A 22,014-nucleotide genomic window follows, 5' to 3' on the forward strand; every position below is an offset into this window, starting at 1 on the left:
ACAGGCGCTTTCAGCGGATTGCACGCGCTTGGGGAATTCTGCATACTATATTATCGGATAAGCCCGATGTGTCGAGACGTATCAGAAAGGAGATATACAATGAACGACATGAAAATCGTGGAAGGGGAATCGTGCCTGCTGAGTCCCCCGCCGTTGCCCGCAACGACCGTCGTGGCAATGGCATACGTTCCTTTCCAGCAGTTCGGCGCGGTATACGAGCCGGAAATGGGTCTGCGCAGCGGCACCATATTCCCAGATCTTGACAAACCTTTTTTAGGTAAACGAGGTGTAATGAAATGACCGAACAGGAAGCTTTAATGACGAGAATCCGCTCCTACCAGTTTGCAATGTGGGAGCTTCATATTTTTTTAGATACCCATCCCGGCGACTGCAAAGCGGCGCAGAAGCTGGAAGAATACAGAAAAGCGACAAATGAAATGACCGCGAGGTATGAAGCGGCCTACGGGCCGGTCAATGTGAACGCCCAGAACACCAGCCGCTGGGCGTGGATCGCCGACCCCTGGCCGTGGGACGGCACAGCAGCCGGAAACAACACGAATGTACAGGGAATGTCAAGGCCGAAGGAAAACACGATGCCGTGGGCCAATAACGCAATGCCGTGGCAAAGCATGAATTCCGCCGGAAACGCGGCGGTACAGGGAACCTCTGCGCAGCAGAACATCGCCATGCCGCGGATGAATCTGCCGATGACGCAAAACGCTCCAACCGCAAATACAGCGGTACAGGGTGCCGCCATGCAGCAAAACAGCCCCATGCCATGGATGAACATGCCGGCGGTGCAAAGCTCCTCCATGCAGCAGGGCAGTGAGATTCCTCGCATGAATCTGCCAACAATGCAGAGTGCCGCCGGAAATACGGCGACGCAGGGCGCCGCCATGCAGCAGAACGCCGTGATGCCGCAGACGAACACGCAGAACGCCGCCGGAAACACGGCGACGCAGGGCGCCGCCATGCAGCAGAACGCCGTGATGCCACAGACCAACACGCAGAGTGCCGCCGGAAATACGGCGACGCAGGGCGCCGCCATGCGGCAGAACAGCGCGATGCCGCAGACGAACACGCAGAACGCCGCCGGAAACACGGCGACGCAGGGCGCCGCCATGCAGCAGAACGCCGTGATGCCGCAGACCAACACGCAGAACGCCGCCGGAAACACGGCGGTACAGGGGACTGCACAGAACAAAACGATGCCGCAGTCAAACGTGCTTTCATGGGTAAATATATTAGGAAAATAAAAACGGAACCACGCAGACCGTTCCGCAATCCGCCGGTTCCCGACCGGCGGATTTTTTTATATGCCCGTGGAATTCCCCGTACCCATATTGACAGGCCGTTCAGGCAATGCATACTATGGAGTATTCTCGATTGAAAGGAGTAGGACAATGAGTCTAAACCGCTATACCAATAATGTCGAGGCCGTGTCAGACGCGAATGATTTCGGTTCCAATGACTGCAGCAACAGCTGTGACAGCGAAAGCGCAAGGGCATTGAAACGGATTCTTTCCCTGCTGGACGATTTAAATAACAGCGATCTGCGTATACTGGATGATGTCATTGAGCGGCTCGTCTGCAGCCGTAAGAGGTCATAGTTTTACACTTTCCGTACGTCCCGGATGGTTTTTCTTTGCAAAAAATCGTTGAAAACCGCCCGCTATGCAAAAACAGCGGGCGGTCAAGGCAATATTTTTAACAACAATTTACTTTCATAATTTCACGCTATCCTCGCAAACTATTTGCGAGGTGACAGAAATGGCAAACAATTTAAATGATCTTTTAGCTTCCAATGCTGAAGTAAATCAATATTTTTCATCACTGCCTGCAAATGTACAGAATGCGGTATCCGGCTGCGGCGAAGAGATCTGCACACTGGAAGATCTTCTCCGCTGCATCAAAGGAATCACCGGAACCTGCTGATCACGATGGAAATAAGAAAACAGCGGAAGGAAATTTTCTTCCGCTGTTTTCCGTCCCGTGCGGCGTCTCGGGAATGAATGCATGCTCAAAGAAAAAAGCTGCTTAAAATGCGCTTAACGGATGCACGAAAAAAAACTTTGCGGCATATTTTATATTGAAACAAGGCGGTTACTCTTTGTGACACGCGGCAGCCGTCATCATGTCCGAATCATGTAATCACCTCATACTTGTATGCCGATTTACGATAGAAAGCAAAAGCTCCGGCAAGTTCATTGCCGGAGCCTCAAATTTATTCGGTTAAAATTGTTTCTCAACTGTACATTGGGACCACCAATTTCTTTTTTAATCAAACGAAAACCCGAAAACGCGTTTCAAACTATATTTTGGACTCACCCCTTTTCCCTGTTCAATCGAACTGCTTTTTCAGAAAAGCAAAAAACGGGTTGCAAAGTATAAAGAATCGTCGTTTCGTTGGTTCGGACATCGTTGTCGATATTCCGCCTACAATCTTGCTGCATGAATCATCAGGATTTTCCGGATCATTTATTTTCACGCTGAACAAGGGATTCGGCAGCTGCGCCCAACGAACTTGCAGCTGTGTGCTTTACAAAACGGTTCAATGCCCATTGGACTCACCTCTTTCTGCATGATTGATTTTCCCGGTGCTTCTTCCGGCGATACCCTTGCCGGTGCCGTTTCTGCGGCGCCTGTTTTCGGCACCCGCCCATCACCGTTTAAAAATCATTCCTATTTCTGTTTCCATCTATATTATAAGCGATAATTTATAAAAGTCAATATATTTTTCGGCTTGTCCGTAAAAATTTCATATATGATTGTGTAACTTTATTTTCCTGTTGACTTCATGAAACAGGAAATGTAGAATAATACATAGACAAATAAACGGTGAGGAGATGACCCCTGTGAACGACGAATACGGTGCGGATTTAATTACCCTGATTGACGACGACGGCGAAGAACACGAATTTGAGGTTCTGGATGTTATCGATAACGACGACGGCTGCTTCTACGCGCTGCTGCCGACTTTTGAGGATCCACAGGATAAAGTTGACGCGGAGGGCACTTATTATATCTTTGAAGCGATCGAAGAAAACGGCGAGCAGCAGCTGGCCGAAGTAGAGGACGAAGAGCTGCTCGACAAGCTTGCCGAGCTTTTTGAAAGCCGCTTTGAAGAGCTGTACGATTCCGAGGAAGATACGGAAAACGACGAATAAACATTTCGTTTGCACCCTGCCTGGTGCGCGGACCGTTGCAAAAATAACCCTACAAATTTAAATCGGGAGCACACGCTCCGGTGGCGGACCTCAGACCTCCCGGCTTTTGCCGGACGAAGGGAGTACGAAACCATTGGGCTGGCACCCACCTGCTTTTTAGTAGCAGGTTATTTCAGCACATTACGGCCAGGCGGGATCAATAAATTAGTTCAGGGCCCCTGATGAAAATCGGGAGCCCTTTTTGATGTCATATGACAGTTTGCCCATTTTGTCGGTGTACAGTTTCCGGGTAATATTATATAATGCATTTCAGAAGCAGCCGGACCCAGTTATGAAAGGAGTGAAGGGTTAGATGTACGATTACAAAATCATAACGGATTCCACTTCTGACCTTCCCGTAAAGCTGATCAAAGCGATGGATATCGAAGTGATTCCGATGACTTTTACGGTCGGAGAAGATTCCTATACCAATTATCCGGACGAGCGCGATATTTCCTCCCACAATTTTTACGACCGTCTTCGCGCCGGGGAAATGGCCACCACCAACCAGATCGGCCCCGTCACCTTTGCGGAAGCTTTTGAACCGGCTTTAAAGGCGGGGCAGGATGTTTTATATATCGGATTTTCCTCCGCCCTGAGCGGTACCTACAACAATGCGCGCCTGGTTGCCGAGGAGCTTGCGCTGAAATATCCCCAAAGAAAGGTTTACGCCGTGGACTCGCTTGCCGCTTCCATGGGAGAGGGCCTTCTCGTTTACTACGCGGCGCAGATGCGCCAGAACGGCAGCTCCGTGAACGAGGCGCACAAATGGCTGCTTTCGAACCGGGCTCGTCTCGCGCACTGGTTCACCGTCGACGACCTGAACCACCTGAAGCGCGGGGGACGCGTATCCGGCGCGGCGGCGCTGGTCGGTACGATGCTGGGGATCAAGCCCGTCCTTCATGTCGACAGCGAAGGGCGCCTGATTCCGGTCGAAAAGGTACGCGGGCGCCGCCAGTCCCTGGACGCCCTTCTTCATCATATGCAGAACGCGGTGGAGGACCCGGAAGGGCAGATGATTTTCGTCAGCCACGGGGACGCCCCGGAGGACGCCAAATACATAGCGGACCAGGTACGGAAAAAGTTCCATGTCAAAGCGACGGAAATCAACCCCATCGGCCCGGTGATCGGGACTCACTCCGGGCCGGGAACCGTAGCCCTGTTCTACCTCGGTAAAGACAGAAACTGAATAAAGCTTGCCAGCATCAAAAAGAGGGGGACGGATTTCATCCGTCCCCCTCTTTTTGATGTTCCTTTTGATTTCTCCGGTAATCCAGATAATTCTGCAGGATGATGGTTGCGGCAACCGCGTCCACCACCGCCTTGCGCTTTTTTCCGCGCGTGTCGGTATCGTTCAGATACCCGTGGGCCGTAATGGTGGTCCCCCGCTCGTCGCGCATTTCCACCGGAACGTTTACCAGCGCCCGCAGCGCTTCGGCAAAGGCGCGGGCGTTTTGCGCGCTTTCCCCCTCGCTGCCGTCCATGTTGCGGGGCAGCCCGACCACAATCGTCCCCACGGCCCTTTCCGCGGCCTGTGCGGCGATTGTTTTGGCAAGCCGTTCCATATTATGTTCGCTGATTACGCCCGCGGGAGAGGCCAAAAGCTCGCTTTCATCGCACACAGCGAGTCCTGTGCGCGCCCTGCCCAAATCGACAGCCAGTATTTTCATAACGATCCTCTTTTCCCGGACGCTTCCCGGTTGTTCTGCTTCCACCACACGAATTTCGCGGTGGAGGAGACCTCCGGCGTCAGGTGGGAAGCGTCGTTCATAGAAACCACCGTGCTGTACAGGTTATCGTCGAAATCAATCACGCTGATCGCGGTATTGGCGGAACCCGCCACCTGATTGATCTGCTCAAGCGGCTTATGCAGCGCGCTGCAGAGGATATTGCGGATGGCGCAGCCGTGCGAAACGGCACAGACGGTTTTCCCCCGGTTTTTCCGGACAATACCGGTAATGCCCTCCCATACCCTTTGATAGACCTGCCGCATGGGCTCCCCCTCCGGCGGGGCAAAATCCCAGGGGCGGTTCAGCCAGGTATCCCATTCGTTCGGAAAGCGTTCGGGCATCTCCTTCCAGAGCCGGCCTTCCAGAATCCCGCCGTTGATTTCACGCAGGCCCGGTTCCACCTGAATGGGCAGATCGTGAAAGCGGTTGATCGCCTGCGCCGTTTTATACGCCCGCTGCAACGGGCTGGAATAAATCGCGCCGATCGGCATGTTGCGGCACCGGATGCTCAAAAGGTCAAGCTGCGCTTCGGCGTTTCCGGAAATATCGCAGTCGGTGCTCCCCTGAAAAACGCCTCTCGTGTTTCCCAGCGCTTCGCAGTGGCGCACAAGTATGATTCGTGTCATTGTGTCATTCTCCTGTTTCTTATGATTCCCATGGGATCATCTTTCCCGTCAGTTCGGCTGCTTTGGCAATATGGTTCCTGTCCAGATATTCGCTGAGCCCGTCCAGTATTTTCACCGGCGCGTACGGATCGGTAAAAAGCACGGTCCCGATCTGCAGCGCGGAAGCGCCGGCCAGAAGCATCTCTACAGCGTCCTGCCATTTGGAAATACCGCCCATTCCGATGATGGGGATTTTCACCCTTTTATATACCTGACTGACCATCCGGACGGCCACCGGGAGCAGCGCCGGGCCGGAAAGCCCGCCCGTATTGTTGCGGATCACCGGCCTGCGGGTATGGATGTCGATGCGCATGCCGGTCAGGGTGTTGATCATGGAAATCGCGTCGGCGCCCGCGCTTTCCGCCGCCGCGGCAATTTCGCCGATATCGCCGACGTTCGGGGACAGCTTGACCATCAGCGGTTTTTTACAGTACTTCCGCACCGCCGCCGTGACGCCCTCCGCCCCCGCGCAGCTGGTGCCGAACTGTACGCCGCCCTGTTTGACGTTGGGGCAGGAAATATTCAGCTCGATCATATCCACATCGGTTCCGGAAAGCTTTTCCGCCATCCGGCAGTAATCCTCCGGCGTATTGCCCGCGATGTTCGCGATGATCACCGTTCCCTGCTGTTTCAGCCACGGCAGATCATATTCGATAAAACGGTCCACCCCCGGATTCTGCAGCCCGACGGCGTTCAGCATCCCGCCCGGCGTTTCCGCGATGCGGGGCGGCGGGTTGCCGGGGCGCGCGGTAAGCGTGATCCCCTTGCAGGAAATCCCCCCCAGAGTGCTGAGCGGATAAAGCTCGCTGTATTCACGGCCGAAGCCGAAGGTTCCGGACGCCGCGACAATCGGGTTTTGAAACGCAACACCCGCAATGCTTACCCGTAAATCCGCCATGCTCATCCCTCCCACACGACCGTTTCAGAATCAAAGACCGGGCCGTCCTTGCAGACATGGCCGTAAAATTCCGTCCCGTCTTTTTTCAGCCTGCACGCGCAGCCAAGGCACGCGCCGATTCCGCAGGCCATGCGCTCCTCCAGGGAAATCTGGCACGGCACCCCGCGCGCGGCGGCGGTCCTGCACACCGCTTTCAGCATGGGAACGGGGCCGCAGGCAAAAATGACGGTAAAATCCAATCCTTTAAGCAGGTCGGTCACAAGCCCGTAGTAGCCGAAGGAGCCGTCGTCGGTCGCGATCAGCACCCGGTTTCCATTCTTCTCAAAATCCTCTTTCAGGATGATGCTTTCCTCATTGCGGAAGCCCGTGAGAACCGCCGCATTTTCCCCGAAGGCCTTCGCCGCCTCCAGAAGCGGCGGCACGCCGATGCCCCCTCCGACAAATACTGCCTTTTGTCGGGTATTTCCGAGGGAATATCCGTTTCCCAGCGGCGCAAGGATGTCCAGCGTACCGCCGGGGCATGCGTCCGCAAGCCAGGCGGTGCCTTCCCCGCGAATCTGGAAAACAAAGCGCAGGGTTCCCGCCGCGCGGTCGATTTCACAGATGGAAATGGGACGGCGCAGGGTTTTTCCCGGCACATAAAGTTGGGCGAACTGCCCTGCCGACGCGGCTTCGGCCAGCTCGCCAGCCTCCACGGTCAGGTCGAAAACATCGGCGGTCAGCTGCTTTTTTTCTGCAATTTTGCAGAGCATTACATCGTATTTCATCCTTGACGGCTCCCCTTCTGCGGGAAGGAAACCGCGCCGATTTCCTTTGCGATTTCGTCGCGCATCCGCTTCGCTTCCTGCGCGGCCGCCCGGGCGTAGTCCGTTTCCTGCGCGCCGCTCTTTTTCCATGCGGTCATAATGGAGCGGGAAGCGTTGACCACCGCGCCGAGGCCGTTTTCGTCAAACGCCGGGGCAACGTCCTTTGCGCCGCCGCCCTGCGCGCCGTAGCCCGGCACCAGGAAAAAGGTGTGGGTCAAATCGCGGCGCAGCTCCGCCAACTGTTCGGGATAGGTCGCGCCCACCACCGCGCCGACGCCGGAATATCCGTACTTGCCAGGCAGGCCTTCGCCCCACTGCTCGCAAAGATGCCCGACGGTGCCGTAAAGCGTTTCCCCGCCTTCAAAAATTTGGTTCTGCAGCTCGCCGGAGGAGGGATTGGAGGTCTTTACCAGCACGAAAATCCCCTTGTCCTGCGCCCCGCAAATATCGATCAGAGGGGTAACACCGTCGGAGCCGAGATAAGGGTTGACGGTCAGCGCGTCGCCGCCGAACGGGACGTGGGTCCGCTCCCCGACCGCGACCGTGCCGAGGTGCGCCGCAGCGTACGCCTGCATAGTGGAACCGATGTCGTTGCGCTTGCCGTCGGTAATGACAAACAGCCCCCTGTCCTTCGCGTAGGCGATTGTATCGTACAGGGCCTTTACACCGTGCCATCCGTACATTTCATAATAGGCGCATTGGGGCTTTACGGCGGGCACGATGCCGCGCAAAGCGTCAATCAGCCCTTTGTTGAACTCCAGAATCGCGTTGGCCGCTCCTTCCAGCGTTTCGCCGTACCGGGTAAAGGCTTCCTCCTTTATAAAGTTCGGAACATAGTCAAGCAGGGGATCCAATCCCGCGACCGTGGGGTTTTGCAGCTTTACAATACCTTCTATCAATCTGTCCAGTGCCATGGCGGTTCCTCCGTTTATTTTTTTATTGAATGGCGGTTTGTCCTCGGTTGGGCAGGCCGTCATAAAAGCCCTTATCGCAAACCTGTATCCTCAAAGACGACTTTCCCCCGGCAAACCGTTTTTTTCACTTTTCCGGTCAGCTCCCTGCCCTTAAAGACGGCGTTCCTGCTTTTGCCGTGCAGCCGGTCGGGATCGACCGTCCAGCGTTCGCCGGGGTCGAACAGCACAAGGTCCGCGGGCGCTCCCGCCATGAGCGCGCCCGCCGGAATCCCCAGCAGGTCCGCGGGCGCGGCGCCCATCAGGCGGAGAAGCTCCGTCAGCGTGAGAAACCCTTGGTCCACAAGGCAGGTGATGCCCGCGGCAAGGCTCGTTTCCATCCCGACGCTTCCGTTCGGCGCGGATAGAAAATCGGATTTCTCCGCGGGGGTATGCGGCGCGTGGTCGGTCGCGATCGCGTCGATCGTGCCGTCGCGCAGCCCCTCGATCACCGCCAGCCGGTCCTCTTCCGTACGGAGCGGAGGGCTCATGCGGTAATCCGCGTCGCGGCTCAGCAGTTCGTTTTCCGTCAGGGCAAAATAGTGGGGCGCGGTCTCCGCCGTCACCCTGACGCCGCGCCGCTTCGCGTCGCGGATGAGCGCGACGGAGGTTTTCGTGCTGACGTGGCAGATATGCACCGGGACGCCGTAAGCCGCCGCAAGCGCGATTTCCCGCGCGGTGCCGCAGTCCTCCGCCGCGGCGGGAACGCCTTTTACCCCCAGCCTTTTGGAAACGGCCCCCTCGTTGAGCTTGCCTCCCTGTGACAGGAACAGATCCTCGCAGTGGGACACCACCCTCATATCCAGTTCGGCAGCAAGGCGCAGAGCCCGCGCCATCAGCAGGGTGTTGACGACGGGCCGTCCGTCGTCGCTCAACGCGACGGCCCCGGCGCTTTTGAGCGCCGCCAGATCGTTCAGCTCTTCGCTTTTCAGGCCCTTTGTAATCGCCGCCGCGACATACACCCTCGCGTCTGCACTTTGTGCTTTATCCCGGATATACCGCACCGTTTTGGGGGTATCGACCGCCGGTTCGGTGTTGGGCATGCACAACAGGCTGGTGACGCCCCCCGCGGCGGCGGCGCGGCAGCCGGTCAGAATATCTTCCTTTTCGGTAAATCCCGGGTCGCGCAGATGGACGTGCATGTCCACCAGACCGGGCGCGGCGGCCAGTCCCCGCGCGTCAATTACCTCGGCGTCCGTACAGGGGATTTCCCCGCCGACGGCGGTAAAAACGCCGTCCGTGATCAGGATATCCCCTGTTTCGTCCGTCGCGCTTTTCGGGTCAAGAAGCCTTGCGCCGCGAATGAGCAGTCTGTCCATTTCTTCCCTCCGTTCTTTCAATATCATTGGCCCCTTCTCAGAGGGGGCTGGCAGGCGAAGCCTGCTGGGGGAGTTCCCCGAGATAACTGTCTAAGAGCGTCGCCGTAGGCGCTTGCCGACCGCATGGTCTGCCCTCAGGCCGGGCGGGGACCTACCTGTCGGGATGCGCCTACGGCGGACTCGACTGCAAGCAAAAAGCCATCCAATAGCTAATCTCGTCGTTCTAAGCAACGGCGGGAGGGTCCCATAAAATCCCCCCCAGGGTATCCCCAAAGTGTCTTTCTGTGGCACGATACCATTGGGGTCTTCATTGACGGAGGATGCGAAAAAACCGATTAATATAGATATAGATCATTACTTATTAATTATTTTGTCATATTTTATACAAATAGTAAAGATTTTTTCTGTATTTCAGTCATGAATCAGGGGAAAACAAAGAACTTTGTCAGCGCCAGCAGTTCCCGCGCGTAACAGGAAGAAAAAATATACCACGGCGTCGGCGCGCTGACCGGATAGGACGTGATTTTCAGTCCGGCGGCGATTCTGCCGGCGCGGTACTGGTGGTAGTCGTCCGTAACGATCGCCATCACGGGATTCAGCCCGTTTTTCTCAATCAGCGCCTGCGAATTGCTCAGGTTTTCCTGTGTGGAAACCGACGTATCCTCCGCGAGAATCCGGGAGGCGTCGATCCCGTTTTTCACAAGGTGCTCCCGAATCACGGAAGCTTCCGTCACCAGTTCCCCTTTTCCCTGCCCGCCGCTGGCGATACATTTCGCGTTGGGGTGGTCCCTCAGATACGCGGCCGCCGTTTCGATCCTCACCCGCAAATCCGCGCTTGGCGCGGTGCCGCTTACCTTGCTGCCAAGCACGACCACCGTCGCGTCCGCGGGCGGAGATGCCTGTCCCGCTCCCGCGCCGTAAATCATCAGCCCGGTCAGCACCGCGGCCCACAGCACCCCGACACAGAACAGGACCAGCACGGCACGGCAAAAAGCGCGGAACCCTTTGGAGCTTTTGCATTTCCGGCCGATCGCGCCGGAAAACACGGCGGTCAGAAAGAGGAGGACGCATACGGCGATTCCAGACGCATTGCCGATATTCAGCACACCCCAATGGATCGGAATCAGAAACCAGACAAGTCCCGCGATAGAAACCACCATTGTTAAGATTTTTATAATCCGTTTTTTCATCATTTCCGCCTCCTTTCGTCCGTTTAATGCCATCGCAGAAACGAATTTCGCACCTTCCTCAGGAAGGTGACACGCCCCATGGAGTATCCCCCCGTCAGATTTCCAGGGAACTCCCTCAGTCAGGCTTCGCCTGCCAGCTCCCTCAAGGAGGGAGCCAAAAATAAGTTGCGCAATTTTATCGACAGTCTAAGCCACTTTGTGGCTATTATACCATAATTCCCATAAAAATGCCTCCGAACTTTTCGTCCGGAGGCATTGGTGATTTAGTACTTTTTACGGGGAACATAGCTTGTGTGCAGAATTTCATGGGCCTTATGGCTGCCCGGCTTCTCAAAGAATTCCTCATAGACCATTTTGATGAGCGGGCTGTCATGGCTTTTGCGCAGGGGCAGGTTTCTGTCTTCCTCGTAAAGCGCCTTTGCCCTTTCCGCCTTCAGGTCGGTAAAGCTGCGGACGGCCGCGGGCTGAATCGGCTGGCCGCCGCCGTTGATGCAGCCGCCGGGGCAGCACATGATCTCGATGAAGTGATAGCCGCCTTCGCCGTTTTTGACCTTTTCCAGGACTTTGTTGGCATTGTTCAGTCCGCTGACCGCGGCGACCTTTACGTCCATGCCGCCGACATGATAAACAGCCTCTTTAATGCCATCCATTCCGCGCACCTCGGTATAGTCCACGGAATCCAGGCTTCTGCCCTCCAGCGTGTCGGCCGCCGTTCTGAGGGCGGCTTCCATCACGCCGCCGGTCGCGCCGAAAATCGCCGCGGCGCCGGTGGAAACGCCCAGCGCAGGGTCGAAATCCTCGTCCGGCAGACGGTTGAAGTTGATATGGGCCATATTGATCAGGTGCGCAAGCTCGCGGGTCGAAATCGCGATGTCGGTGTCGGGGATGCCCTCGCCGGCTCCGTCCTGATCTTCGCGCCGGACTTCAAATTTCTTCGCGACGCAGGGCATTACGCTGACGACCACGATCTTTTCCGGATCGATGTTGTTCTTCTGCGCGTAATACGTCTTGATGACCGCGCCGGTCATCTGCTGCGGGGATTTGCAGGAAGAAACGTTGGGCAGCAGCTCCGGGTAATAGTATTCGCAGAATTTGATCCAGCCCGGCGAGCAGGAGGTGATCAGCGGCAGCGGACCGCCGTTCTGTACGCGCTCAAGCAGCTCGTTGGCCTCTTCCATGATGGTGAGGTCGGCGCCGAAATCCGTATCAAACACCTTGTCAAAGCCCAGGCGGCGCAGAGCGGCAACCATTTTGCCCTTGACGTTGGTGCCGACCGGAAGTCCGAAGCACTCGCCGAGCGTCGCGCGGATGGCGGGCGCGGTCTGTACGACCACATACTTTTCCGGATCGTTCAGCGCGGCCATTACCTCGTCGCACTGGTCGCGCTCGGTCAAAGCGCCGGTCGGGCAGCTCACGATGCACTGGCCGCAGGAAACGCAGGGAACGTCGCTGAGCGGTTTTTCAAAAGAACAGGCGATATGCGTATCAAAGCCGCGGCAGTTCGGGCCGATGACGGCGACGTGCTGGTCCGCGCAGGCCGCCACGCAGCGGCGGCAGAGGATGCATTTCGAGTTGTCGCGGATCAGGTGCAGGGTCGACTCGTCCCTGGTCGCGTCGGGTCTGGCCCCGTCGAAACGGTCGGTCTGTTCCACGCCCAGCTCATTGCACAGGGTCTGGAATTCGCAGGTGCCGCTGCGCCTGCAGGCGAGGCAGTCCCTGTTGTGGACCGAAAGCAGCATTTCCAGCGTCATTTTTCTGGACCGCTGGACCTTGGCCGTATTGGTCTGAACCTCCATCCCCTCATTCACCGGATAAACGCAGGAAGCAACCAAAGAGCGCGCGCCCTTTACCTCTACCACGCACATACGGCAGGCACCGATCTCATTGATCCCTTTCAGGTAGCATAAGGTCGGAATATCAATCCCGGCGAGCCTTGCCGCCTCCAAAACCGTGGAATCAGCCGGCACTGAGAGGGGCATGCCGTTTATTTTTATATTGACCATGTTTTCCATTATGGCACACTCCTTTATTTCTTGATGATGGCGCTGAACTTGCATTTTTCCATGCAGGCGCCGCACTTGATGCATTTCTTGGTATCGATGACATGAGGAACCTTTACGCTGCCGGTGATCGCACCGACGGGGCAGTTGCGCGCGCACAGCGTGCAGCCGCGGCATTTGTCCTCAAGGATGAAATAGTTGGTCAGCGCCTTGCAGACGCCGGCCGGGCAGCGGTGCTCCGTTACATGGGCGACGTACTCGTCGCGGAAGTAGCGCAGGGTGGAAAGCACCGGGTTCGGCGCGGTCTGGCCCAGCGCGCACAGGGAGTTTTCCTTCAGGTAGTAGCACAGCTCTTCCAGCCGGTCAAGGTCCTCCATGGCACCGTTGCCGCTGGTGATCTTCTCCAGCACCTCCAGCAGGCGCCTGGTGCCGATCCGGCACGGCGTGCACTTTCCGCAGGATTCGTCCACGGTGAATTCCAGAAAGAATTTCGCGATATCGACCATGCAGGTCGTGTCGTCCATCACGATCAGTCCGCCGGAACCCATCATGGCGCCGATGGACAGCAGGTTGTCGTAATCGATCGGGATGTCCAGATAAGAGGCCGGGATACAGCCGCCGGAGGGGCCGCCGGTCTGAGCGGCCTTAAAGGTATGTCCGTCCGGAACACCGCCGCCGATCTCCTCTACGATCTCGCGCAGGGTGGTGCCCATCGGCACTTCCACAAGGCCGGTGTGCTTGATTTTTCCGCCCAGAGCGAACACCTTGGTGCCCTTTGATTTTTCGGTACCCATGGAGGCAAACCAGTCCGCGCCCTTCAGGATGATCTGGGTGATGTTGGCGTAAGTCTCCACGTTATTGAGAATGGTCGGCTTCTGGAACAGGCCCTTGACCGCCGGGAACGGAGGACGCGGGCGCGGCTCGCCGCGCTTGCCCTCGATGGAGGTCATCAGAGCGGTTTCCTCGCCGCACACAAACGCGCCGGCGCCGAGGCGGAGCCCGATGTCGAAGTCGAATCCCGTATTGAAAATGTTCTTGCCCAAAAGGCCGTATTCCCTCGCCTGATCGATGGCGATCTGCAGGCGCTTGACCGCGATGGGGTACTCGGCGCGGACATAAATATAGCCCTGGGACGAGCCGATTGCGTAACCGGCGATCGCCATGGCTTCCAGTACGCTGTGCGGGTCGCCTTCCAGCACGGAGCGGTCCATAAACGCGCCCGGGTCACCCTCGTCGGCGTTGCAGCAGACATATTTCTGATCCGCCTGATTTTTCGCGGCAAAGCTCCATTTCAGTCCGGTCGGGAAGCCCGCGCCGCCGCGGCCGCGCAGGCCGGAAGCCTTCACCACGTCGACGACCTCTTCCGGGGTCATTTCCGTAAGGACCTTGCCCAGTGCGGTGTAACCGTCCACCGCTATGTACTCGTCGATGCACTCGGGATTGATGACGCCGCAGTTCCGGAGCGCGACGCGGTTCTGTTTTTCATAGAACGGCGTATGGTTCAGGGACTTGATGGTATTGTCGTCTACGATGGTCTCCTGATAAAGCAGACGTTTGACAATTCTGCCCTTTAAAAGATGTTCCTCCACAATTTCGGGGACATCCTCCGGAGTCACCCTGCTGTAAAAAGAACCTTCGGGATATACAATCATAATCGGGCCGAGGGCGCAGAGGCCGAAACAGCCGGTGCGGATCACATTGACCTCTTTGTCCAGTCCCCGGACCGCGATTTCTTCTTTGAGCTTTGAGATGATCAGCTCGCTGTTTGAGGAGGTACAACCGGTACCGCCGCAAACCAGTACATTGGAACGATACATGAATGCTGCCTCCTTTTTACGAATTGGCGCCTATGGTATACTCCGTTACCACATTGCCGTTTACCAGGTGGTCGTTCACCACGCGTACCGCCTTTTCAGGCGTCATTTTTACATAAGTCACTTTTTCCTGCCCGGGCGTCACGATTTCCACTACCGGCTCAAACTGGCAGATTCCGATACAGCCTGTCTGGGTGACCGTGACGTTGGCAAGACCGCGCTTAGCAACTTCTTCCACCATAGCGTTCAAAACCGGGCGCGCCCCGGCGGCGATCCCGCAGGTGGCCATTCCCACCAGAACGCGGATCGCGTTGTCGTTGTTTTCGCGGAGAATAACCTGACTGCGGGCTCTATCCCTGATCGCCTGAAGTTCCGCTAAAGACTTCATCTGTTGATTCCTCCTTAATGAATTGGGTTTCTTCACTGAGGCAGTTTTTGATCCACTGTATCACTTCCGGTGAATTCAGCCTGACCTCATTTCCTAACACCGCGCGCAGTTCGCGCGTATCAAGGGTAAATTCTCGGGAATCCATTTTGTGATGAAAGACAAAATCCCTGTCTTCGTTGCAGGTGATCAGCAGCAGCACCGTGGAATTGATATCCCCGAGCGGAATCATATCCACATGGGACGGCACAAAGACTGCGGTGATTGTGGTTCCCACGCCCTTTTGGGAAGCGACGCCGAGGCTTCCGCCCGTCATTTCGGCTTCCATTTTAAAGAGCGGCACTCCCATCCCGATTTTGCGGGTAGTGCGGGTGGTGAAAAACGGGTCCGTCACACGAGCCGCCTGTTCGGCGGTCATACCGGCACCGTCATCCGAAATCCGGATGGTCAGTCTGTCGGTCCTCGGTTCTTCACACACGTCGATCTCAATCAGCTTCGCACCTGCGGAAATTGAATTCTGTGCAATATCCATCACGTTTAAAGACAGTTCGCGCATCTTTATTCGTATTTTGCCAGTACCTGTTCCACTTCCTCCGGGGTCATGCGTCCGTAAACATCCCCGTTCACCGTCAGTACCGGAGCCAGACCGCAGGCACCCACGCAGCGGCAGGCAGTCAGCGAAAATTTACCGTCCGGAGTGCACTCCTCCGGCTGGATACCCAAAACGGAAGTCAATTTGTCCAGCACCGCCGCCGCCCCCTTGACGTAGCAGGCCGTCCCCAGGCAGATTGACACGTTGTATTTTCCTTTAGGGGTAAGCGAAAACTGGGAATAAAAGGTGGAAACACCATATACTTCTTCCAGCGGTACGCCCAGTCCCTCGGCAACGATGCTCTGCACCTCTGCCGGAAGGTAGCCGTAAACCTCCTGTGCTTCCTGCAAAACAGGCAGTATGGCGCCTCTTTGCTGTTTGTGCCTTTCGATGATCTCGTCGAGCTTTTCCCGCTGCCCGGCGGTTCCCTGGAAAGGCAAGCTGCTGATACGTTTTTGCATTCTTGTTCCTCCTTGCGGTTTATCAACGCAGGAAAAATGTCGTGGCGGCAACAAAAGTTTCCTGCAATCCATTGTTTTTTAGTATAGCATACGCCCATGATAAAATCTATGATTTTTGTTAAATAAGTCACAAAAATTTATGAACGGATATCATCACTTTAAGTCAAAATTAAATTGAAAACAGCCGGGCACTTTTCGGTGCTTCCGGCTGTTATCCTCTGTTCCATTCCGTTCGTATTTCTTTGTTCAGCGCCGCGATGAGACATTCCGGCGACTTTTCGGGGAGCAGCACCGACGCGGACGGGTCGGGCATATTTTCCAGATAATGGGCATCCGAATTTTTCAAAAGAATCAAATCTCTCAGCTCGGGGTTCCTTTGAAGAAGGACCTGCACGTCGCCTTTGGCGCTGATTTCCGCGGCGGTAAAATCCGCTTCCGGCGGAAGGGAGCCGAGGCTGGAAAGGACGCTGTACGCGCTTTTGTCAACATGGGCGGGAAAGGCCGTCCCCCCGAAGCCGCGCGCCAGCCTGTGCACATGGTTCACGCTGACGGAAACCGCGTTGAGCAGAAGGGTCTCTTCCTCCCCGACGACCGTATCCCGTTCGTCCATCACGGTCTGGCGGCCGAAAATTTCCGGCCTGTTCCGGATTTTGGGGATCCTCTGCGCCACATACCGGTCAAACCCAAGCGCCGCCTCCACCGTCGGGAACAGGCAGATCACGTGCGCCTCCTCCTGTGTGCAAAGCTCCATTCCCGGCACGACGGGCAGCCCGCGCGCCGCCCCGGCCCTGACCGCCGCGGGCACGTTGCGGCAGGAATTGTGGTCCGTCAGCGCGATGATACCGTAGCCGAGCAGCAGCGCCATGTTGACAAGGTTGTTCGGCGTCATGTCTTCGCTGCCGCAGGGCGACAGGCACGAATGGAGATGCAGATCATAAAATACCCGTATCATCCGAGAAGCTCCGCGACTCTCAGGCCGAGCTCGTAGCTGTTCCGTTCGGACAAAAGCACCGGGAGGTCGAGCTGGCGCGCTTTTTCCAGCGCCTCCGCGTCAAACGGCGCGGAATCGGTCAGGATGATGCAGGCGGCGTCCTTCAGGGAGGCCACCGCCACCGCGTTGATGTTGCCCATGACCGTGAGCCACGCGGCGTTTTCGGGCAGCCGGGACATGACCCAGCTGAGCAGGTCGCCGGTATACCCCCCCGTTACCTCCCGGAAAAGGCTTTCCCGTCCCGCTAAAATCTTCAGTGAAAGCTTTTCCGCAAGCTCTTTTACCGTCATGATTTTTTCTCCTCCTCGTCGCTCAGCAGCGGGAATGTTCCCATGGACGACAGGGCGTCGGCGACGTTTTTGATTTCCTTCCTCATGATGAAAATGCACTGGTTCTTCTTCGCAAATCCGCGGACAATGTCCTCCGCCAGCGCACGGCAGGTCGGCGCGCCGCAGGAGCCGCAGTCCAGGCCCGGCAGCTCCTCACAGATTTCATCGATTTCCGCCATCATCCTGAGCGCCTCGTTCATATCGTCGGAAAGCTTCAGCACGGGGGTGAACAGCAGGTTTTTCTGCCACTTCATGCCGCCCGGGATCCGCCCGTCGATATGGTTCTGCGAAACGGGCAGATACCGGCGCAGGCGCTGGAGCCTCGCCTTCGCCACATAGGCGTTTTCCACGCACAGCACGCCGCCGACGCAGCCGCCCGAGCAGGCGTTCAGCTCGATAAAGTTCAGCTCGCGGATCTTTTCGTCCTCCAGCTCCTCCAGCACGCGGATCACGTTTTCGATTCCGTCCGCGGCCAGATATTTGTCGTTGAGCAGCGCGGAGGACTCTCCCCCGCTGGAAGCCCAGCCGACGCCGATGATCCCCGAGCGGGCGAGGGGTTCCACGGTTTTCAGGTTTTCCATCGCGGCGGCAAGCTTCGCGAAGATTTCGCTGATGGCGATCGCGCCGTCCACCTCGGACTTTTTACAGCTGATCGGCATCCGGATGGCCGTGACCTTGGCCGGACAGGGCGTGATGAAAAAAGCGCCGATCTGGCTGCGGGGCAGCCCGGTCTTTTTCATCGCCTCGCGTTTCGCGATGCGCGCGGCCGTCTCCATGGGCGAGTTGAGCTGGAGCACGTGGGAGCAGAGGTCGGGAAACCGCACGCGGATGAGCCTGACCACGGCGGGGCAGGCGGAGCTGATCACCGGTTTTTCCAGCTTCCCCTCCTGCATCAGCTTTCTGGTGACCTCGGAAACCAGCTCGGCGCTGCGCGAAACCTCAAACACCTCGTCGAACCCGATGTCCTTTAACCCAGTCAGAACGATGTCGATGTCGTCCAGATTGTTGAACTGGCCGTAAAGGGTCGGCGCGGGCAGGGCGATCTTATATTTGAAATTCTGAATCATGTCGAGGCTGTCCGATTTTGCTTTTTTCGCGTGGTGCGGGCAGACCCGGATGCACTCGCCGCAGTCGATGCAGCGTTCCGAAATAATCCTGGCCTTGCCGCCGCGCACGCGGATAGCCTCCGTCGGGCAGCGTTTGATGCAGTTGGTACATCCCATGCATTTATCCTTGTCCAGCGTAACCGAATGGAAAAACTGGTTCATGATTCCCACCTCACTGTTTCTTCTTCGCAAGCACCGTCATGTGCAGGGTGGTCCCCTTGCCCACCTTTGTGTCAATTTCCATGGTATCGCTGCATTTTTTCATGTTGCTCATGCCCATGCCGGCGCCGAAGCCCAGCGCGCGCACATTGTCGGGCGCGGTGGAGTAGCCCTCGCGCATGGCAAGGTCAATGTCCCTGATGCCGGGGCCGTGATCGGCAAGGATCATCTCTATTTTTTCCGGGCTGATCTCCACATGCGCCTTCCCGCCCCCCGCGTGGATCACCATGTTGATTTCCCCTTCATACATGGCGATGGCGACGCGGCGGATGGCGTCCGGGTCGTACCCGATCTGTTTCAGCTTATGTTTCACGTCGCTCGACGCTTCGCCCGCGCGGGTGAAATCATCCCCCGGCACAATGTAATCGAAAGAAAGGGTGTTGTTCAACTTTTACAGCCCCCACTTAAACCATTTGTATACAGCAGGCCGCAGGCAGTAAACATTCTGTGCTGTGTTTTGAGCAGGGTGATCTCCTTTTGCCGGGCAAGCTCGACGACGTCCGGCGCCGGCTGTTTTCCGCGGACAAAAACCACACAGCGCATATCCATCATCTCGGCGGTGCGGATGGCTTGGGGATTGTTCAGCCCGGTCAAAAGCACCGACTGGTCCTTGACGAACGCCAGCACATCGCTCATCATATCGCTTCCGCAGGCTGTTTTCACTTCCGCATTCAGATCTCCCGCCGTAATGATTTCCGCGTCCAGAATGGAAACCATATCGTTTACCGTCATTCAAATCACTCCCGAAAATTGATTTTATGTACAATAATTTCTGTCTCTTCATCTGATTTATAGGTATATTATAGCATAAATCATTCATTTGGCAACAAAAGAATCCGCTGCCCGCAAACCCAGGCGCAGCGCGGGTTTATTTAATTTCTACACATCATTGACTTCAACTAACTAAAGCGATATAATTATTAATTATATCTACCATATGGCAGAACGCCATAAATTTTTAGATGGAGGTTGCGCTTAAAATGAAACGTGTCTACAACTTTTCCGCAGGTCCCTCAATGCTGCCCGAACCTGTACTGCGCCGTGCGGCTGCAGAAATGCTGGATTATGAGGGCAGTGGGCAATCCGTGATGGAAATGTCCCATCGATCTAAAATCTACGAGGGAATCATCTGTTCCGCGGAAAGTTTGCTTCGTGAAGTAATGAACATTCCCGGCAATTACAAAGTTCTCTTTTTACAGGGCGGTGCTTCCTCCCAATTCGCAATGGTCCCGATGAACCTGATGACCAAAAGCAACAAGGCCGACTTTGTCCTGACCGGACAGTGGGCGACAAAAGCGTATCAGGAGGCGGCCCGCTACGGTACGGCCAACGTGGTCGCTTCTTCCAAGGATAAAACCTTCAGCTACATCCCCGAACTGAATCCGGACACCTTTACAAAGGACGCCGATTATTTTCATATCTGCCTGAACAACACGATTTACGGAACAAAATTTCATCAGCTGCCGGAAACCGGAAACGTTCCCCTGGTCGCGGACATTTCCTCCTGCATCCTGAGCGAGCCGATCGACGTGAGCAAATTCGCGCTGCTTTACGCCGGCGCGCAGAAAAACATGGCCCCGGCGGGCCTGACCGTGGTGATCATCCGCGAGGACCTGATCGGCCGCGCCATGGACATTACCCCGACCATGTTCAACTACAAAACCCACGCGGACAACGGCTCCATGTTCAACACGCCGCCGTGCTACTGCATCTATCTGTGCATGCTGGTGCTCGACTGGATCAAAAACACCGTCGGCGGGCTGGACGAAATGAAGAAGATCAATGAGAAAAAAGCGGGAATGCTTTACGATTTTTTGGACAGCTCAAAGCTGTTTCGGGGAACCGTCGTCGCGAAGGACCGCTCCCTGATGAATATTCCGTTTATCACCGGCAGCGACGAGCTGGACGCAAAATTCGTCAAGGAAGCCGCCGCACACGACTTTGTCAATATCAAGGGGCACCGCTCCGTCGGCGGAATGCGCGCCTCGATTTACAACGCAATGCCTGTTGAGGGCGTCGAAAAGCTGGTCCGGTTCATGGGCGAGTTTGAAAAGAACAACCTGTGAAGCGCTTCAAGCTTTCAAAATACGAAATGTAGGTGAACAGATATGTATCAGATAAAATGCCTGAATAAGATTTCGGAGGTCGGCACCGGCCGCTTTGATGAAAACTACTGCTGCGGCGAAACCGTGGAAAACCCGGACGCCATTTTGGTGCGCTCCGCTTCCATGCACGACATGGAGCTTCCGAAAAGCCTGCTCGCCATCGCGAGGGCGGGCGCGGGCGTCAACAATATCCCGCTGGACAAGTGCAGCGAGCGGGGCATTGTTGTGTTCAACACGCCCGGCGCAAACGCAAACGCGGTCAAAGAGCTTGTGCTGGCCGGACTGCTTCTCTCCTCCCGCAGGATCTTCCCCGCCATCGAGTGGGCCAAAACGCTGAAGGGCAAGGGCGACGAAGTGGGAAAGCTGGTCGAAAAAGGAAAGGGCGCGTTTGTCGGCCCTGAAATCGGCGGAAAAACACTCGGCGTCGTCGGCCTCGGGGCAATCGGCATTCTGGTTGCCAACGCGGCCAAAGGCCTCGGCATGGAGGTTTACGGCTACGACCCCTACCTTTCCGTGGACGCGGCCTGGGGCCTTTCCCGCTCCATCCGGCACGCCCGCACCCTTGACGAAATTTACACCTCCTGTGACTATATCACGGTGCACGTCCCGCTGACGCCGGACACAAAAGGCATGATCAACGCGGAATCCATTGCGAAGATGAAGGACGGCGTACGGCTTCTGAACTTTGCGCGCGGGGACCTTGTGGTGTCTCCGGACGTCCTTTCCGCCCTGGAATCCGGCAAAGTCTCGGCTTACGCGACCGACTTCCCGAGCGACGACATGCTCGGCGCAGACGGCGTGATCGCCATCCCCCATCTGGGCGCTTCCACTCCGGAATCGGAGGACAACTGCGCGCGCATGGCCGCCGGAGAGCTGATGGAATATCTGCAGAACGGCAATATCAAAAACTCCGTAAATATGCCCGCGGTCTCCATGCCGCGCGACTGTTCCTCCTGCTCCATCCGCATCTGCATCCTGCACCGCAACATTCCGAACACCATCAGCCGCCTCTCCGGCGCGCTGGCGGAAAGCGGCATCAACATTGAAAATATGCAGAGCAAATCCAAGAAGGATTATGCTTATACCATCCTCGACGTAACCGGGGACGTGAAAGAGACGACCGCCGAGCATATCGAGAATTTCCCCGAGATCATCCGGGTAAGGATTCTCCGGGAAGGCTGATGATATTCCACTCCCTCCGACGCATTTTTTATGAAACTCCTTCAGTCAGGCTGCGCCTGCCAGCTC

General features: G+C 56.4%; 25 protein-coding genes. 8 read left to right on the forward strand and 17 right to left on the reverse strand.

What is annotated here, in order from left to right:
- Nucleotides 1-99: 99 nt before the first annotated feature.
- The 6 genes from VXK30_RS15125 (at nucleotide 100) to VXK30_RS15150 (ending at nucleotide 4,395) form a co-directional block, all read left to right on the forward strand.
- Nucleotides 100-300, forward strand: a complete 201-nt coding sequence (locus VXK30_RS15125; protein WP_038325869.1) for a spore coat associated protein CotJA — start codon at nucleotides 100-102, stop codon at nucleotides 298-300.
- Nucleotides 297-1,256 carry a spore coat protein CotJB gene (locus VXK30_RS15130; protein ID WP_329493681.1) on the forward strand — a complete coding sequence of 320 codons (960 nt, stop codon included), beginning with the start codon at nucleotides 297-299 and terminating at the stop codon, nucleotides 1,254-1,256. Before VXK30_RS15125 ends, VXK30_RS15130 begins: the two co-directional genes overlap by 4 nt.
- Nucleotides 1,257-1,403: 147 nt before the next feature.
- A complete protein-coding gene (locus VXK30_RS15135) occupies nucleotides 1,404-1,610 on the forward strand; it encodes a hypothetical protein (protein ID WP_275713436.1) in 207 nt (68 codons plus the stop codon).
- A gap of 64 nt (nucleotides 1,611-1,674) precedes the next feature.
- Nucleotides 1,675-1,935: a hypothetical protein gene (locus VXK30_RS15140; protein ID WP_329493683.1), complete on the forward strand. Its 261-nt coding sequence runs from the start codon at nucleotides 1,675-1,677 to the stop codon at nucleotides 1,933-1,935.
- 911 nt (nucleotides 1,936-2,846) lie between these two features.
- Entirely contained in the window at nucleotides 2,847-3,167 is a 321-nt protein-coding gene (locus tag VXK30_RS15145) for a DUF1292 domain-containing protein (protein ID WP_243122518.1), read from the forward strand.
- A gap of 352 nt (nucleotides 3,168-3,519) precedes the next feature.
- Nucleotides 3,520-4,395 carry a DegV family protein gene (locus VXK30_RS15150; RefSeq protein ID WP_275713432.1) on the forward strand — a complete coding sequence of 292 codons (876 nt, stop codon included), beginning with the start codon at nucleotides 3,520-3,522 and terminating at the stop codon, nucleotides 4,393-4,395.
- A gap of 37 nt (nucleotides 4,396-4,432) precedes the next feature.
- On the opposite strand, the gene ruvX is transcribed toward VXK30_RS15150, so the two are convergent.
- The 17 genes from ruvX to VXK30_RS15235 form a co-directional block, all read right to left on the reverse strand.
- Nucleotides 4,433-4,876, reverse strand: coding sequence for a Holliday junction resolvase RuvX (gene ruvX / locus VXK30_RS15155; RefSeq protein ID WP_275713431.1), 444 nt, complete (start codon nucleotides 4,874-4,876; stop codon nucleotides 4,433-4,435).
- Nucleotides 4,873-5,562 (reverse strand): histidine phosphatase family protein, encoded by a 690-nt coding sequence (locus VXK30_RS15160; protein WP_275713429.1) that lies wholly within the window; start codon nucleotides 5,560-5,562, stop codon nucleotides 4,873-4,875. The genes ruvX and VXK30_RS15160 overlap by 4 nt, the downstream gene beginning before the upstream one ends.
- A gap of 19 nt (nucleotides 5,563-5,581) precedes the next feature.
- Nucleotides 5,582-6,499, reverse strand: a complete 918-nt coding sequence (locus tag VXK30_RS15165) for a dihydroorotate dehydrogenase (RefSeq protein WP_275713428.1) — start codon at nucleotides 6,497-6,499, stop codon at nucleotides 5,582-5,584.
- 2 nt (nucleotides 6,500-6,501) lie between these two features.
- Nucleotides 6,502-7,266 carry a dihydroorotate dehydrogenase electron transfer subunit gene (locus VXK30_RS15170; protein ID WP_275713426.1) on the reverse strand — a complete coding sequence of 255 codons (765 nt, stop codon included), beginning with the start codon at nucleotides 7,264-7,266 and terminating at the stop codon, nucleotides 6,502-6,504.
- Complete coding sequence (gene pyrF, locus VXK30_RS15175; protein WP_275713425.1) at nucleotides 7,263-8,219, reverse strand: orotidine-5'-phosphate decarboxylase; 957 nt, start codon at nucleotides 8,217-8,219, stop codon at nucleotides 7,263-7,265. Before pyrF ends, VXK30_RS15170 begins: the two co-directional genes overlap by 4 nt.
- A 71-nt stretch (nucleotides 8,220-8,290) precedes the next feature.
- On the reverse strand, nucleotides 8,291-9,574 hold the full coding sequence (locus VXK30_RS15180) for a dihydroorotase (RefSeq protein WP_275713424.1): 1,284 nt from the start codon (nucleotides 9,572-9,574) through the stop codon (nucleotides 8,291-8,293).
- Between the two features lie 422 nt (nucleotides 9,575-9,996).
- A complete protein-coding gene (locus VXK30_RS15185) occupies nucleotides 9,997-10,767 on the reverse strand; it encodes a YdcF family protein (protein WP_329493689.1) in 771 nt (256 codons plus the stop codon).
- A gap of 260 nt (nucleotides 10,768-11,027) precedes the next feature.
- Nucleotides 11,028-12,776 (reverse strand): NADH-dependent [FeFe] hydrogenase, group A6, encoded by a 1,749-nt coding sequence (locus VXK30_RS15190; RefSeq protein WP_275713422.1) that lies wholly within the window; start codon nucleotides 12,774-12,776, stop codon nucleotides 11,028-11,030.
- Nucleotides 12,777-12,790: 14 nt separating this feature from the next.
- Nucleotides 12,791-14,581 carry an NADH-quinone oxidoreductase subunit NuoF gene (gene nuoF / locus VXK30_RS15195; protein ID WP_275713421.1) on the reverse strand — a complete coding sequence of 597 codons (1,791 nt, stop codon included), beginning with the start codon at nucleotides 14,579-14,581 and terminating at the stop codon, nucleotides 12,791-12,793.
- Between the two features lie 16 nt (nucleotides 14,582-14,597).
- Nucleotides 14,598-14,966, reverse strand: a complete 369-nt coding sequence (locus tag VXK30_RS15200; RefSeq protein ID WP_275713419.1) for a (2Fe-2S) ferredoxin domain-containing protein — start codon at nucleotides 14,964-14,966, stop codon at nucleotides 14,598-14,600.
- On the reverse strand, nucleotides 14,929-15,519 hold the full coding sequence (locus tag VXK30_RS15205) for an ATP-binding protein (protein WP_275713418.1): 591 nt from the start codon (nucleotides 15,517-15,519) through the stop codon (nucleotides 14,929-14,931). Before VXK30_RS15205 ends, VXK30_RS15200 begins: the two co-directional genes overlap by 38 nt.
- 2 nt (nucleotides 15,520-15,521) lie before the next feature.
- Complete coding sequence (locus VXK30_RS15210) at nucleotides 15,522-16,016, reverse strand: NADH-quinone oxidoreductase subunit NuoE family protein (RefSeq protein WP_275713416.1); 495 nt, start codon at nucleotides 16,014-16,016, stop codon at nucleotides 15,522-15,524.
- A gap of 211 nt (nucleotides 16,017-16,227) precedes the next feature.
- Nucleotides 16,228-16,968 (reverse strand): PHP domain-containing protein, encoded by a 741-nt coding sequence (locus VXK30_RS15215; protein ID WP_275713414.1) that lies wholly within the window; start codon nucleotides 16,966-16,968, stop codon nucleotides 16,228-16,230.
- A complete protein-coding gene (locus tag VXK30_RS15220; protein WP_275713413.1) occupies nucleotides 16,965-17,297 on the reverse strand; it encodes a DRTGG domain-containing protein in 333 nt (110 codons plus the stop codon). Before VXK30_RS15220 ends, VXK30_RS15215 begins: the two co-directional genes overlap by 4 nt.
- Nucleotides 17,294-18,604, reverse strand: a complete 1,311-nt coding sequence (locus tag VXK30_RS15225; RefSeq protein ID WP_275713412.1) for a [Fe-Fe] hydrogenase large subunit C-terminal domain-containing protein — start codon at nucleotides 18,602-18,604, stop codon at nucleotides 17,294-17,296. The genes VXK30_RS15220 and VXK30_RS15225 overlap by 4 nt, the downstream gene beginning before the upstream one ends.
- Before the next feature lie 10 nt (nucleotides 18,605-18,614).
- Nucleotides 18,615-19,049: an ATP-binding protein gene (locus VXK30_RS15230; protein ID WP_275713411.1), complete on the reverse strand. Its 435-nt coding sequence runs from the start codon at nucleotides 19,047-19,049 to the stop codon at nucleotides 18,615-18,617.
- On the reverse strand, nucleotides 19,046-19,393 hold the full coding sequence (locus VXK30_RS15235) for a DRTGG domain-containing protein (RefSeq protein ID WP_275713409.1): 348 nt from the start codon (nucleotides 19,391-19,393) through the stop codon (nucleotides 19,046-19,048). The genes VXK30_RS15230 and VXK30_RS15235 overlap by 4 nt, the downstream gene beginning before the upstream one ends.
- A gap of 248 nt (nucleotides 19,394-19,641) precedes the next feature.
- On the opposite strand from VXK30_RS15235, the gene serC reads away from it, so the two are divergent.
- Nucleotides 19,642-20,727, forward strand: a complete 1,086-nt coding sequence (gene serC, locus VXK30_RS15240) for a 3-phosphoserine/phosphohydroxythreonine transaminase (protein ID WP_275713408.1) — start codon at nucleotides 19,642-19,644, stop codon at nucleotides 20,725-20,727.
- Nucleotides 20,728-20,769: 42 nt separating this feature from the next.
- The gene (locus tag VXK30_RS15245) at nucleotides 20,770-21,948 is read left to right on the forward strand and encodes a phosphoglycerate dehydrogenase (protein WP_275713406.1); all 1,179 of its coding nucleotides are present in this window, start codon (nucleotides 20,770-20,772) and stop codon (nucleotides 21,946-21,948) included.
- Nucleotides 21,949-22,014 lie beyond the last annotated feature (66 nt).

Origin of the sequence: Caproiciproducens sp. CPB-2, assembly GCF_036287215.1 — a bacterium.
GTDB lineage: Bacteria > Bacillota > Clostridia > Oscillospirales > Acutalibacteraceae > Caproiciproducens.